This is a genomic window from Pseudomonas pergaminensis, from assembly GCF_024112395.2.
GTDB lineage: Bacteria > Pseudomonadota > Gammaproteobacteria > Pseudomonadales > Pseudomonadaceae > Aquipseudomonas > Aquipseudomonas pergaminensis.
Genome location: NZ_CP078013.2, coordinates 5,526,404 through 5,540,143, shown reverse-complemented (window position 1 = coordinate 5,540,143; position 13,740 = coordinate 5,526,404). Strand labels below are relative to the sequence as shown.

General features: G+C 62.5%; 9 protein-coding genes. 7 read left to right on the top strand and 2 right to left on the bottom strand.

What is annotated here, in order from left to right; translation table 11 throughout:
- The first annotated feature begins 146 nt into the window (after nucleotides 1–146).
- The 4 genes from KUA23_RS25180 to KUA23_RS25165 all read left to right on the top strand — a co-directional run bounded on the left by KUA23_RS25180 (nucleotide 147) and on the right by KUA23_RS25165 (nucleotide 7,476).
- Nucleotides 147–1,058 carry an SDR family oxidoreductase gene (locus KUA23_RS25180; protein ID WP_078050142.1) on the top strand — a complete coding sequence of 304 codons (912 nt, stop codon included), beginning with the start codon at nucleotides 147–149 and terminating at the stop codon, nucleotides 1,056–1,058.
- A 482-nt stretch (nucleotides 1,059–1,540) separates the two neighbouring features.
- Nucleotides 1,541–3,331 (top strand): DUF1302 domain-containing protein, encoded by a 1,791-nt coding sequence (locus tag KUA23_RS25175; protein WP_078050141.1) that lies wholly within the window; start codon nucleotides 1,541–1,543, stop codon nucleotides 3,329–3,331.
- Between the two features lie 26 nt (nucleotides 3,332–3,357).
- Nucleotides 3,358–4,716: a DUF1329 domain-containing protein gene (locus KUA23_RS25170; RefSeq protein ID WP_078050140.1), complete on the top strand. Its 1,359-nt coding sequence runs from the start codon at nucleotides 3,358–3,360 to the stop codon at nucleotides 4,714–4,716.
- Between the two features lie 258 nt (nucleotides 4,717–4,974).
- Nucleotides 4,975–7,476, top strand: coding sequence for a LuxR C-terminal-related transcriptional regulator (locus tag KUA23_RS25165; protein WP_252993025.1), 2,502 nt, complete (start codon nucleotides 4,975–4,977; stop codon nucleotides 7,474–7,476).
- Here the strand turns inward: KUA23_RS25165 and KUA23_RS25160 are convergent.
- Nucleotides 7,473–8,348 carry a helix-turn-helix domain-containing protein gene (locus KUA23_RS25160; protein ID WP_252993024.1) on the bottom strand — a complete coding sequence of 292 codons (876 nt, stop codon included), beginning with the start codon at nucleotides 8,346–8,348 and terminating at the stop codon, nucleotides 7,473–7,475. The two genes, KUA23_RS25165 and KUA23_RS25160, sit on opposite strands and share 4 nt — an antisense overlap.
- Before the next feature lie 137 nt (nucleotides 8,349–8,485).
- Between KUA23_RS25160 and KUA23_RS25155 the strand changes: the two genes are divergently transcribed.
- Nucleotides 8,486–9,388, top strand: a complete 903-nt coding sequence (locus tag KUA23_RS25155; protein WP_078050137.1) for a DMT family transporter — start codon at nucleotides 8,486–8,488, stop codon at nucleotides 9,386–9,388.
- A 107-nt stretch (nucleotides 9,389–9,495) separates the two neighbouring features.
- Here KUA23_RS25155 and norR read toward each other — a convergent pair whose 3' ends face one another.
- Entirely contained in the window at nucleotides 9,496–11,040 is a 1,545-nt protein-coding gene (gene norR / locus KUA23_RS25150; RefSeq protein ID WP_100492166.1) for a nitric oxide reductase transcriptional regulator NorR, read from the bottom strand.
- Between the two features lie 148 nt (nucleotides 11,041–11,188).
- Here norR and hmpA point away from each other — a divergent pair, with 148 nt between their 5' ends.
- Together hmpA and KUA23_RS25140 are read left to right on the top strand one after the other, a co-directional pair.
- Nucleotides 11,189–12,370 (top strand): NO-inducible flavohemoprotein, encoded by a 1,182-nt coding sequence (gene hmpA, locus KUA23_RS25145; protein WP_252993023.1) that lies wholly within the window; start codon nucleotides 11,189–11,191, stop codon nucleotides 12,368–12,370.
- Between the two features lie 212 nt (nucleotides 12,371–12,582).
- Entirely contained in the window at nucleotides 12,583–13,089 is a 507-nt protein-coding gene (locus tag KUA23_RS25140) for a disulfide bond formation protein B (protein WP_078050134.1), read from the top strand.
- Nucleotides 13,090–13,740 lie beyond the last annotated feature (651 nt).

Here is a 13,740-nt window from a genome sequence, read left to right as displayed (position 1 = left end):
AGGCGCTTGCATCGCAGGCAAGCCCGCTCCTCCATGATCATCCCTCTGCCTTATCGAGCACTATTCAGGCTCAATCGTGGTTATTGTGACCCTGGCCCCCGTGCCTGACACTCGACCTATTCCCATTGTCGCCATTGGAGTTCGGTATGAGTGAGTCAGTGCAGTTCCAGGATAAGGTCGTGATCGTCACCGGTGCCGGCGGTGGATTGGGCCGGGCCCATGCGCTGTTGTTCGCTAAGCATGGCGCCAAAGTACTGGTCAACGATCTGGGGGGCTCCACCCAAGGCGAAGGCGCCAACGCCTCCGCCGCCGACCGGGTGGTGGCCGAGATCCGTGAAGCGGGCGGTATCGCCGAGGCCAACCATGACTCTGTCACCGACGGTGACAAGATCGTGCAGAACGCCCTCGATGCTTTCGGCCGAATCGATGTGGTGGTCAATAACGCTGGCATCCTGCGCGACAAGACCTTCCACAAAATGGAAGACAGCGACTGGGACCTGGTTTACCGGGTGCATGTCGAAGGCGCCTACAAAGTCACCCGCGCCGCCTGGCCCCATCTGCGCGAGCAAGGCTACGGCCGGGTGATCTTTACCGCGTCAACCTCGGGCATCTACGGCAACTTCGGCCAGTCCAACTACGGCATGGCCAAGCTTGGCCTGTACGGCCTCACCCGCACCCTCGCGCTGGAAGGGCGCAAGAACAACATCCTGGTCAACGCCATCGCGCCAACAGGCGGCACGCGCATGACCGAAGGCCTGATCCCACCGCAAGTGTTCGAGCGCCTCAAGCCGGAGCTGGTCAGTCCCTTGGTGGTGTACCTGGGCAGCGACGCGTGCCAGGAAACCTCGGGGCTGTTTGAAGTGGGCGGCGGCTGGATCGGCAAGACCCGCTGGGAGCGCAGCCTGGGCGTGGGCTTTGACCCGGAGGCCGGCTTCTCGCCAGAAGATGTGGCGGCACACTGGCAGCAGATTTGCGACTTCGACGGTGCGGCTCACCCCAAGGACAACATCGAGGCGTTGAAGGAGATGATGGCCAATTTGCAGAAGTACAGCCTGTGATCGTTGCCTGAAAAAGCTTGAATCCCACGGGGCGCTGATGGCGCCCCGTTTTGTTCCGGGCAAAAAAAAGCCGCTGCAAACGCAGCGGCTGAAGTAAGACGTTGGATCAAGGAGCGATAAATCAACGTCAGTGAACACCGGTAACAGATTGAAAACAGGCATCAATCCATCTGAAAAAGGCTTTCCTTCCGGTTGGGGAAGCGGGCCGTTTGCCCTGAAAGTCCGGTAAGAATAGCCGCTTGTAACAAGATGAGTAATGCTGATTCATGACAAGGACTGTTGCCGAATCAGCAACAGTGGCTTGGCCCGCTATCCATTCTCCTGATAACCCGCCATCCACCCGATGCATGCCTGCGTCCAGACCCCGGCCAGAGCGGCTTGTCATCCTTTCGAGCGACAACACGAATCCCTCCTTGGTGCGCTTATCGCTCCTGATGGGCGGCAGTAGGGTGGGGCCTTCTGTCACTCACCGGGGAAGACGCATGACAAGAACAACAATGCGCGCCATCTTCAGGCCACAGGCGCTGGCCGCTGCGGTTGCGTTGGGATGCTGTGCCCAGGCACAGGCTGTTTCATTCAACATTGGCGAGATCGAAGGGCAATTCGATTCCTCGCTGTCGGTGGGCGCGAGCTGGGGCATGCGCGATGCCGACAAGAAGTTGGTGGGCACCGTCAACGGCGGTACCGGCCAGGCGTCTACCGGTGATGACGGGCGCTTGAACTTCAAAAAGGGCGAGACCTTCTCCAAGATCTTCAAGGGGCTGCACGACCTTGAGCTGAAATACGGCGACACGGGCGTGTTCGTGCGGGGCAAGTACTGGTACGACTTCGAACTGAAGGACGAAGACCGCGAGTTCAAACCGATCAGCGACCACAACCGCAAGGAAGGCGCCAAATCCAGCGGTGCGCAGATCCTCGATGCATTCGTGTATCACAACTACTCGCTGGGTGATCTGCCGGGCACTGTGCGTGCGGGCAAGCAGGTAGTGAGCTGGGGCGAAAGTACCTTCATCGGTAACTCCATCAACAGCATCAACCCGATCGACGTGTCTGCGTTCCGCCGTCCGGGTGCCGAGATCAAGGAAGGGCTGATCCCGGTCAACATGCTGTTCGCGTCCCAGAGCCTCACCAACCAACTGACGGTAGAAGGTTTCTACCAGTTGGAATGGGACCAGACGGTGCTGGATAACTGCGGCACCTTCTTCGGCGGCGATGTGGCGGCGGACGGGTGCACCAATAACTACACCGTGGGCAACCCGGCGATTGCCCCTCTGCAACCGGTGGCGGCGGCATTTGGCCAAGGGTTTGGCGTGACCAATGAAGGGGTGATCGTACGCCGCGCCGGCGACCGCGACGCGCGTGATTCCGGTCAGTTCGGCGCCGCATTGCGCTGGTTGGGGGACGACACCGAGTACGGTCTGTACTTCATGAACTACCACAGCCGCACGCCGACGGTGGGCACCATCACCAACAACACCAGCCTGGCCACGCTCGGCGCGATCGCCGGTACCGCCAACGGCCTGGCGCCGGGCTCCGGCGCGGGCCTGGTACAAAGCCTGATGCTCGGCCGCGGCCAGTACTACCTCGACTACCCGGAAGATATCCGCCTGTTCGGTGCCAGCTTCTCCACCACGTTGCCCACCGGCACCGCGTGGACCGGTGAGATCAGCTACCGGCCCAATGCCCCGGTGCAACTCAATACCACCGATTTGACCCTGGCCCTGATCAACCCCGTCGCCGGCCAACTGGCCTCACCCATCCGCAGCAACTTCGGCGACGACAACAAAGGCTATCGCCGTAAAGAAATCACCCAGATCCAAAGCTCCATGACCCAGTTCTTCGACCAGGTCCTGGGCGCCGAGCGCCTGACGGTGGTCGGTGAAGCGGCCATCGTGCACGTCGCAGGCCTGGAGGATAAATCCAAACTGCGCTACGGCCGCGACTCGGTGTATGGCGCCTATGGTTTCCAGGGTGACACCGACGGTTTCGTCACCTCCACCTCCTGGGGCTACCGCGCGCGGGCGATCCTGGACTACAACAACGTGATTGCCGGGATCAACCTCAAGCCTAACCTGTCCTGGTCCCATGACGTCGCCGGCTATGGCCCCAACGGCCTGTTCAACAAGGGCGCCAAGGCCATCAGCGCGGGTGTCGACGCGGACTACCGCAACACCTACACCGCCAGCCTCAGCTACACCGACTTTTTTGGCGGCGACTACAACACCCTGACCGACCGCGACTTCCTCGCCCTCAGCTTCGGCGTGAACTTCTGATCTGGCTTAAAGAAGGACAAGACTCTATGCGTAAGATATTTGCGGTAATGGCCCTCAGCCTGTTGGCGGTCAACGTGATGGCTGCCGTGTCACCGGACGAGGCCGCCAAGCTCGGCACCACGCTGACCCCGGTAGGCGCCGAAAAAGCCGGCAACGCCGACGGTTCGATTCCGGCCTGGACCGGCGGCATCCCGAAGAACGCCGGCGCGGTGGACAGCAAGGGCTTCCTGGCCGACCCGTTTGCCAGTGAAAAACCGCTGTTCGTGATCACCGCCGCCACCGTCGACAAGTACAAGGACAAACTCTCCGATGGCCAGGTGGCGATGTTCAAGCGCTACCCCGAGACCTACAAGATCCCGGTGTACCCGACCCACCGTACGGTCAACCTGCCGCCGGAAATCTACGAATCGATCAAGCGCAGCGCGCTGAACGTCAAGCCGATCAATGACGGCAACGGCCTGGAGAACTTCACCGGCAACCGCTACTACGCGTTCCCGATCCCTAAGAATGGCGTGGAAGTACTGTGGAACCACATCACCCGTTATCACGGCGGCAACCTGCGCCGCATCATCACCCAGGCCACTCCGCAGACCAACGGCAGCTACACGCCGATCCGCTTCGAGGAAGAAGTGGCCGTGCCGCAACTGATCCCCGACATGGACCCGGCCAAGGCGGCCAACGTGCTGACCTTCTTCAAGCAGTCGGTGACCGCACCGGCGCGTTTGGCCGGCAACGTGCTGCTGGTGCATGAAACCCTCGACCAAGTGAAGGAGCCGCGCCTGGCGTGGATCTACAACGCCGGGCAGCGCCGCGTACGCCGGGCGCCGCAGGTGGCGTATGACGGGCCGGGTACCGCGTCCGATGGCTTGCGCACGTCCGACAACTTCGACATGTTCTCCGGCGCCCCGGACCGTTACGACTGGAAGCTGGTGGGCAAGAAGGAGATGTACATTCCCTACAACAGCTACAAGCTCGACCAGCCGACGCTCAAGTACGACGACATCATCAAGGCCGGCCACATCAACCAGGACCTGACCCGCTATGAGCTGCACCGCGTGTGGGAAGTGGTGGGCACGGTCAAGCCGAGCGAGCGGCATATCTACGCCAAGCGCCACATTTACATCGACGAAGACAGCTGGCAGGTAGCGCTGGTGGACCACTACGATGGCCGTGGCCAACTGTGGCGGGTGGCGGAGGGGCATGCGCAGTTCTACTACAACCACCAGACCCCGGCTTATACCGTGGAAACCCTGTACGACATCATCGCCGGACGCTACATCGCGCTGGGCATGAAGAACGAGGAGAAAAGCAGTTTTGTGTTCGGTTTCAATGCCAAGGCGGCGGACTACACGCCGGCTGCGTTGAGGGCCGAAGGCGTGCGCTGACCCCGATGTGAAATGCAATCCCGATATGAAATGCAACTCCAATGTGGGAGCGGGCTTGCTCGCGAATGCGGCGTGTCAGTCACCGAATTCCTAGACTGATCCACCGCTTTCGCGAGCAAGCCCGCTCCCACATTGGGTTGTGAATGCCTTGAATTTTATGCCCGTCAATCACCCCGCTGAATACTTCTTCAACAACCGCCAACCACAGGACTAGGGTAGGCGTCAGGTTGCATAACAATAAGAACGCAGGATGCAGCAATGACCGCCATGACACGCTGCCTGGACCGTCCTGGATTCATGCCTCGGCTGTCCGCCCACCATCTGCTGCGCCCACGCCTGGCCGAGCCTTTGCTGGCGGCGCCGGCCAGGGTCAAATTGCTCTGCGCGCCGGGTGGCAGCGGCAAGAGTGCGTTGCTGGCCGAATGCGCGTTGCAGGCGCCAGCGGGGTGCCAGGTGTACTGGTTGCCGCTCAATGGTGCGGCCCTGAGCCCGAGCGATTTCTGCCAGCGCCTGGCACAGAGTCTTGGCTTGACGTTCACCGACGAAGCAACACTGCTGGCGGACCTTGCGCGCTGGCAGACCCCGGCGTGGTTGTTTCTCGATGACTTCTGCCGCTTGCCCACGCCCGACACCGATGCCTTGCTCGACCGCCTGCTCACCCTTGGCAGCCCGGCATTGACCTGGTGGCTGGGCGCGCGGCGGCGCCCCTTGTGCAACTGGCCTCGGTTGCTGCTGGACGATGAACTGCTGGAGTGCGGCACCGACCTGGCGTTCACCCCGGCCGAGATCCAGCAACTGCTCATCCACGCGCCGGGGCAAACCGTCGACAGCGTGTTGCAGTTCAGTGCCGGCTGGTGTGCGGGTGTGCGCATTGCCTTGCTCGGCGATGCCCACCCGGAAAAGACCTTGCTCGATTACTTGCAGCACGAGCTGTTCAGCACCTTGCCCCCCGAATTGGCCGAAGCCTGGCGCGTGCTGGCCCATCTGCCGCGCTTCAACCCAGGACTGTGCGAGCACCTGTTCGGTTTTGGCGACGGTGACCAGTACCTGCGCGATCTGCAGGCCCTCGGCGCGTTCATCCAGCCCTGGGAGGACACCGACTGGCTGCAGGTCTTTGCACCGCTGGGCCGATTGCTGCGGGATGAACCCTGGCCGGCCAAGCGCTCCTGGCACCGACGGGCCTGCCAATGGTTCACCACCGAACAGGACTGGCAGGCCGCGTTTGAGCACGCGTTGCTGGCCGAAGAATATGAAGTGGCCGTGAGCCTGTTGCAGCATTTCAGTTTCGAGGACCTGTTCCGCCAGCAGAATGCGGTGCTGCTGTTGCGCCTGCATGATCAGCATGGCGATGAATTGATGCTCGGTTCGGCGCAACTGGTGGGGCTGGTGACGGCGGCGTTGCTGTTCGCCGGGCGCTTCGACCAGGCCGCGCAATGCATCGACCAACTGGCGCGGTTCGCCCCGCAACCGACGGCGGCGCAGCAGCGCTACCTGCTGGCGCGCTGGCAGGCACAGTGGGGTTGGCTGCTGCACCTGGGCGGCGATGCCGAGCGTTCTCGCGAACATTTCCTTGAAGCGCTGCACGCTTTGCCCGACAGCGCCTGGACCTCGCGGCTGATGTGCCTGTCGGGCCTGACTCAGCAAGCCTTGCTGCGCGGCGAGCTGGATGTCGCCCAGGCCCTGAGCCGTGAAGCGTTGTGCCTCGCGCGAGCCCATGGCTCGCTGCTGCTTGAGGCGTTGCTTGAACTGGACCATGCGCAATTGCTGGAACAGCGCGGCGCCCCTTATCGGGCGCAAAGCCTGCTGGAAAACGTGCAGGCGATGCTGCTCAAGCAGCGGCTCACGGCTGGGCCGTTGGTCGGGCGCATCGCCTTGCGGCGCGGGCATCTGGCGTTGCGCCAGGGCCAAGACAACCTGGCCTCCGACTGTTTCGAAACAGGCTTGGCTATGTGCCTGCACAGCCAGGACAAACGCGTGCTCTACGGCTTTCTCGGCCTGGCGCTGCTGGCCGCCAACCGGGGTGATTACGCCCAGGCCTTTGTGCAGTTGCGCGAGGCCGAACGCTTGATGCAGCAACGCCAAGTGCCCGACACGGTGTACCGCGCGGTGTTGCTGCTGGTCAGCGGGCACTTCTGGCTGCAGCAGGGCCGCGCCGAACTGACGGTGGAAGCGGTGCGGCGTGTGCTTCGCCACTTCCGTGGGCCCCAGGCGAAGCAGGCGCCGCCGGCTACCCTGGAGCTGATCCCGCGCCTGGAATACCTGCTGGTGCTGGCGGAAGTAAAACTGGGCTGCGCCGATCAAGCCGTGGCACGGCTCACGGCCTTGCTGGAAACCACCCACAAGCGCGGCATGCTCTGCCTGGAAACCGAGCTGCACCTGGTCCTCGGTGAGGTCGCCTGGCAAGTCGGCGACCCTGCTCTGGCGCGTCGTTCGTTGCAAACCGGGCTGGAGCTGGCGGCGCGCTGCCAGGTGCAACAGGCGATCCGCGAGTTGCGGTTGCGCTCGCCGGGGTTACTGAGTGAACTGGGCATGGAGCCCCAGGCGTCCACGCCAGGCACCGTGGAGAACCCTCTGAGCCAGCGCGAGCTGGAAGTGCTGCAGTTGATCGCCCTCGGCAACTCCAACCTGGAAATTGCCGACCGCCTGTTTATCTCCCTGCACACGGTCAAGACCCACGCGCGGCGCATCCACAGCAAGCTGGGCGTGGAGCGGCGCACGCAAGCGGTGGCCAAGGCCAAGACCCTGGGGCTGATGACCTAAGCGCAGAACGCCTGGCGATACTCGCCGGGTGTCGCGCCCATGGCTTGGCGGAAGCGGTGGGTGAAGTGGCTGGCGCTGGAGAAACCGCACATCAAGGCGATCTCATTCAAGGGCAGGGCACCCCTGCGCAACAGGGCCTGGGCGCGGGTGAGGCGGCGTGCCAGCAAGTACTGATGGGGCGGCAGGCCGAAGCTTTGGCGGAACATCCGCGCGAAATGGTATTCCGACAGCGCACACATCCCGGCCAGTTGACCCAGGCTGATCGGGTCTTCCAGGTGCTGGTCGATGTACTCCACCAACAGCCGCCGCTGGTGCGCCGCCAGCCCGCCTTTGAGGCGCAGTCCTTCGCGGGCACCGACTTGGCTGAGCAAGGTATGGCTGAGCATTTCATGGGCCAGGCTGCTGGTCAGCAGGCGCTCGGCGGGCTCGTGCCAGTTCAGCGCGATCAACTGGTGAAAGCGCCGGGTCAGGCGGGCGTCTTCCAGGAAGGTGCTTTCGCGCAATTGCAGAGTGCGCGGTTCGCGGTCGAGCAGGGTGACGCAACCCAGGGCAAATTGCTCCGGGCTGAAATACACGTGGGCCAGGCGGATCTCGCCGTTGATCACCCACGCCGACCGATGCTCGGCTGGCAGGATGCACAACTTGTCGGGGCCGCCCTTGGTGCCGGGCTGGTCGCGCCGGAACGTGCCGGTGCCGCCGCCGATGTAGCACGACAAAGTGTGGTGCGTCGGCGCCTGGTAGTCCTGCGAGTCGTGGTGGTTGCTCCACAAGGCCGCAGACAAGCCATCACCGAGCTCGGCACAGGCTTCGAGGCGTGCGTTGGGCGAGCGGTTAAGGGCTTGGAAGACTTGCAGGGATTCCAGATCAGGCATGGTTCGTACTCTCCGACGCTTGCATCCTACTCCCCGCGGCTGGCGCTGTGAGCCCACCACCCGACAAAAGCGCAAGATTGTGCAAGAGCGCGCCCTGGGTTGGGAGGCACACTGTGGCTCAATCGATGGAGCCCGCTATGAACCTTTCCTTGTATTTACTCACCGTGCTGATCTGGGGCACCACCTGGATTGCCCTCAAGTGGCAATTGGGCGTGGTGGCGATTCCTGTGTCCATCGTCTATCGCTTCGGCCTGGCGGCGCTGGTGCTGTTTGTGCTGTTGCTGCTCAGCCGCAAGTTGCAACTGATGAACCGGCGCGGGCACCTGATCTGCCTGGCCCAGGGCTTGTGCCTGTTCTGCGTCAACTTCATGTGCTTTCTCACCGCGAGCCAGTGGATCCCCAGCGGCCTTGTGGCAGTGGTGTTTTCCACGGCGACCTTGTGGAACGCGCTGAACGCCCGGGTGTTTTTCGGCCAGCGCGTGGCGCGCAATGTGTTGATGGGCGGCGGCCTGGGCTTGGCGGGCTTGGGCCTGCTGTTCTGGCCGGAGCTGGCCGGGCACACCGCCAGTCCGCAGACCCTGCTCGGCTTGGGTTTGGCATTGCTGGGGACTATGTGTTTCTCGGCCGGCAATATGCTCTCGAGCCTGCAGCAGAAGGCCGGGCTCAAGCCGCTGACCACCAATGCCTGGGGCATGTTGTATGGGGCGCTGATGCTGGCGACTTACTGCCTGGTGCGCGGTATTCCGTTTGAGATGGACTGGAGCGCGCGCTACCTCGGTGCGCTGTGGTACCTGGTGATTCCGGGGTCGGTGATTGGCTTTACCGCGTACCTGACGCTCGTCGGGCGCATGGGGCCGGAGCGGGCGGCGTATTGCACGGTGCTGTTCCCGGTTGTAGCGCTGAACGTCTCGGCGTTTGCCGAAGGGTACCAGTGGACCGCACCGGCGCTGGCGGGGTTGGTGTTGGTGATGTTGGGGAATGTGTTGGTGTTTCGTAAGCCCAAGGTTACGAGCCCGGTTTTCAACGCGAAGGCTGTCTAGTGTGGGAGCTGGCTTGCCTGCGATGGCGGTGTGTCAGCCGGCTTATCTGACGGGGTCACCGCTATCGCAGGCAAGCCAGCTGCCACATTTAGATTGGGGTGATCTTACTACTTCATTCCGAGGCGCTTGGCCATGCGGCCCAGGTTGGCGCGGTCCAGCCCGAGTTCACGGGCGGCGCTGGCCCAGTTGTGCTGGTGGCGTTCCAGGCAGGCACTGATGATCTGGCGTTGATAGTGTTCGGTGGCCTGGCGCAGGTCGCCGGTCACGCTGGGCACCGCATCGACCGGTTCGTCGAGCACCGGCGCGCTGACATCGGGCAGGTCCAGGTCCTGGGCGTTCAGGCTCAGAATCTTCGGACGTTCGCGACAGTTTCCCAGGGCTTTGAGTGCGCTGCGTCCGATCAAATGTTCCAGCTCCCGCACATTGCCCGGCCAGTTATAGGCCAGCAGTGCCGCCTGGGCTTCGCTGGTCAGGCGCAGGCTGCCCAGGCCCATGCGTGAACGGTTCTGTTCGAGAAAGAAACCGGCCAGCAGCAACACATCGCGCCCGCGCTCACGCAGCGCCGGCACTTGCAGCGGGTACACGCTGAGGCGGTGGTAGAAGTCGGCGCGATAGCGACCATTGCGCACTTCGTCGGCGAGGTCGCGGTTGGTGGCGGCAATCAGGCGCACGTCCACCTGGTGCTCCTTGTCCGACCCCAAGCGCTGCAACTGGCCGCTTTGCAGCACCCGCAGCAGCTTGGCTTGCACGGTCAGCGACAGCTCGCCCACTTCATCGAGGAACAGGGTACCGCCATTGGCCAGTTCGAACTTGCCACGGCGTTCGTTCAAGGCGCCGGTAAAGGCGCCGCGCACGTGGCCGAACAATTCGCTCTCCACCAGGGTTTCCGGCAGGGCGGCGCAGTTGAGGCTGATCAATGGTTTGTCCGCACGGGCCGATGCGGCATGGATGGCCTGTGCGACCAGCTCTTTGCCCACTCCGGTTTCGCCGGTGATCAGCACGGTGAGGTCGCTGCCGCCGACCAGCTTGATCTCTTCCACCAGGCGCTTGTGGCTTTTGCTCTGGCCGATCATTTCCTTGTGCTGCTGGCCGCTGGCCTGGCGGTAGATCTCGGCGCGCTGGTGTTCGTCTTCGGCGCGCAGGGCCAGGCGTTCGATGCGTTCGGCGACGTTGACGGTGGCGGCGGCGAGGCTGGCGAAGGCTTGCAGGGCGTCCAGTTCCACGCGTTCGAAGCGCTCGGTGTCGAGGGCATCCAGGGTCAGCAGGCCCCAGGGCTGGTCGTCGACGAACAACGGGCAGCCCATGCAGTCGTGTACTTCCAACTGCCCATGCAGGCCATCCACCAGGCCGTCGTAGGGGTCGGGCAATTCGCTGTCGCTGTCAAAGCGCGTGGGGCCGGGGCTGCTCAGCAGCACGCCGAACCGCGGGTGTTCGCTGACCTTGAAGCGCCGGCCCAAGGTGTCTGCGCTCAAACCGTCCACCGCGAGCGGCACCAGCCACTCACCGTCCAGGCGCAGCAGCGCGGCGGCATCGCAGGGCAGCAGGGCGCGCATGGCTTGCAGCAGGCGGCGGTACCGCTCGCCTTCGGGCAGCTCGCGGGACAGGTCGGCGACCAGGGGCAGCAGGGTAGTGAGCAGTGATTGTGCAGTCATAATGACTCCTTGTAGTCTTTGTGACTATAAGGTGCAGGAAGTCATACTGACTACATTTAATTTAACTCATTGAAAATAAACGACTTATTAGTTGGCACGAATACTGAGTATTCAAGGGCAATCAGTGAAGAAGCCCAGGAGGCTCCCCATGCTTAGTGCCCAAGACCGTGCCATCGTCAAATCCACCGTGCCCCTGCTGGAAAGCGGCGGTGAAGCGCTGATCACCCATTTCTATCGCATGATGCTCTCGGAATACCCGCAGGTTCGCCCGCTGTTCAACCAGGCCCACCAGGCCAGCGGCGACCAGCCCCGTGCGCTGGCCAATGGTGTGCTGATGTACGCGCGGCATATCGACCAGTTGGACCAGCTGGGCGACCTGGTGGCCAAGATCATCAACAAACACGTGGCCCTGCAGATCCTGCCGGAGCATTACCCGATCGTGGGTGCCTGCCTGCTGCGGGCGATTTCCGAAGTGCTGGGCAGCGAGATCGCCACCCCGGAAGTGATGAGCGCCTGGGGCGCGGCGTACGGCCAGCTGGCAGACATCCTGATCGGCGCCGAGGCGGCGATCTATGAAGAGAAAGCCCAGGCGCCCGGTGGCTGGCGCGGTGCGCGGCCGTTCCTGCTGGTCAAGCGCGTGGAGGAGAGCGACGAGATCATCTCGTTCTACTTCGCCCCGGTGGACAACGGCCCGATCCTCAATGCCGCGCCAGGCCAATACATCGGCATGAAACTGGTGCTGGAGGGCGAGGAAGTGCGCCGCAACTATTCCCTGTCGGCCCTGACCGATTCGGGCCTGTACCGCATCAGCGTCAAGCGCGAGGCCGGTGGGCGGGTGTCCAACTACCTGCACGACCAGATGCATGTCGGCGCGACCATCGACCTGTTCCCGCCGTCGGGCGAATTCACCCTGGCGGCCAGCGATAAACCGTTGGTGCTGATCAGTGGCGGCGTAGGCATCACGCCGACTTTGCCAATGCTCGAAGCCGCGCTGGCCACCGAGCGCCCCGTGCACTTCATCCACTGCGCACGCAACGGCGGGGTGCATGCGTTCCGCGACTGGGTAGACACCCTGGCGGCCAAGCATCCGCAGCTCAAGCGCTACTACTGCTATGCCGAAGACGACGGCGTAAGCCCAGCAGCGGACAAGGTCGGCCTGCTGAGCCAGGACCAACTGGCCGCCTGGTTGCCTGAGCAGCGTGACATCGATGCCTACTTCCTCGGCCCTAAAGGCTTCATGGCTGCGATCAAACGCCACCTCAAGGCCCTGGGCGTACCCGAGAAACAAAGCCGCTACGAGTTCTTTGGCCCGGCTGCGGCGCTGGAATAAAATTCGGCGTTAAACCGAGTTGGCATCATCGCGGGCAAGCCCGGCTCCCACAGGGAAGTGTGATCCCCTGTGGGAGCCGGGCTTGCCCGCGATAGCGTCCATACAGCCACAACATTTCCCACGATTAATCCCCCGTTAACCCCCCTCTGTTTAAACCATCCCCTGTGTGTAAACTTGCGGCCATTGGCACAACCAAACAAAGGGAAACGGAGATGAGTGACGAATTGCGTTTAGGCAGGGAGCGGCGCTTTCTGGTGTTGCTGGGCATCATCTGCCTGGCGCTGATTGGCGGTGCGCTGTACATGCAGGTGGTGCTGGGCGAGGCGCCATGCCCGCTGTGCATCCTGCAACGCTACGCCTTGTTGCTGATCGCGATCTTCGCGTTCATCGGCGCGGCCATGCGCACCAAGGGCGCGATCACGCTGTTTGAAGGCCTGGTGATCCTCAGCGCCCTCGGCGGGGTGGCTGCCGCCGGCCATCATGTGTACACCCAGTTCTTCCCCCAAGTCAGCTGCGGCATCGATGTGCTGCAACCGATCGTCGATGACCTGCCGCTGGCCAAGGTGTTTCCCCTGGGCTTCCAGGTCGATGGCTTCTGCAGCACCCCGTACCCGCCCGTACTCGGCCTGTCCCTGGCACAGTGGGCGCTGGTTGCCTTCGTGCTGACGGTGATCCTGGTGCCGCTGGGCATTTACCGCAATCGCCAGCGCCAAGGCTGAGCCGATCGCGCAAACGCCCCGGTCCTTCCTGAATGAAGGCCGGGGCGTTTTTGCTTGTAGGGATTTGTGAACGGAACGTGACGCGGGGCAATTTTGGGTGTGCGCAGCGTGCGACATGTTGTCACACGGAAGCCGTCGCAGGACGATTCTGACCCGCCGAACGGCCGCTTAAATTTGCATCGGATGACCAAGATGTGCTGTCAGTTCGTCGTTCTGGCGAGTCTGTGAACCTCGCGCCGCGCCAGCGAATCTGTGATGTCCGAATGCCTTGTTTTATGGGGGGTTGCATCGGTTTGGCATGCCCTTACAGGCTGTAAGGACTGCGGTGGATTGCCCTATAACACGGCAATTTTTGTGGTTTTTGTTGAGAATCGAACGCGATAAGATCGCGAACCGTTGCAATAATGGTGAAGGATTATTGCTGTAATCGATAAAAATTATTTCTTTATAAGACATGGTTTATACATCGCTAGCTAACTACAATCGCCCGCACTGAATGTCCTGTGCTGTTCAATATTTGAGCACTGGAGCGGTCGAGGGGCAGATGGATGGCTCTGTGCGACCCCAAGGTTCCGGCAGCCTTTCAACTATCCGCACCAAATGGAATTGGTCTGTAACAAGGCCTTTAACCACGAAATCGAATAAGAACTC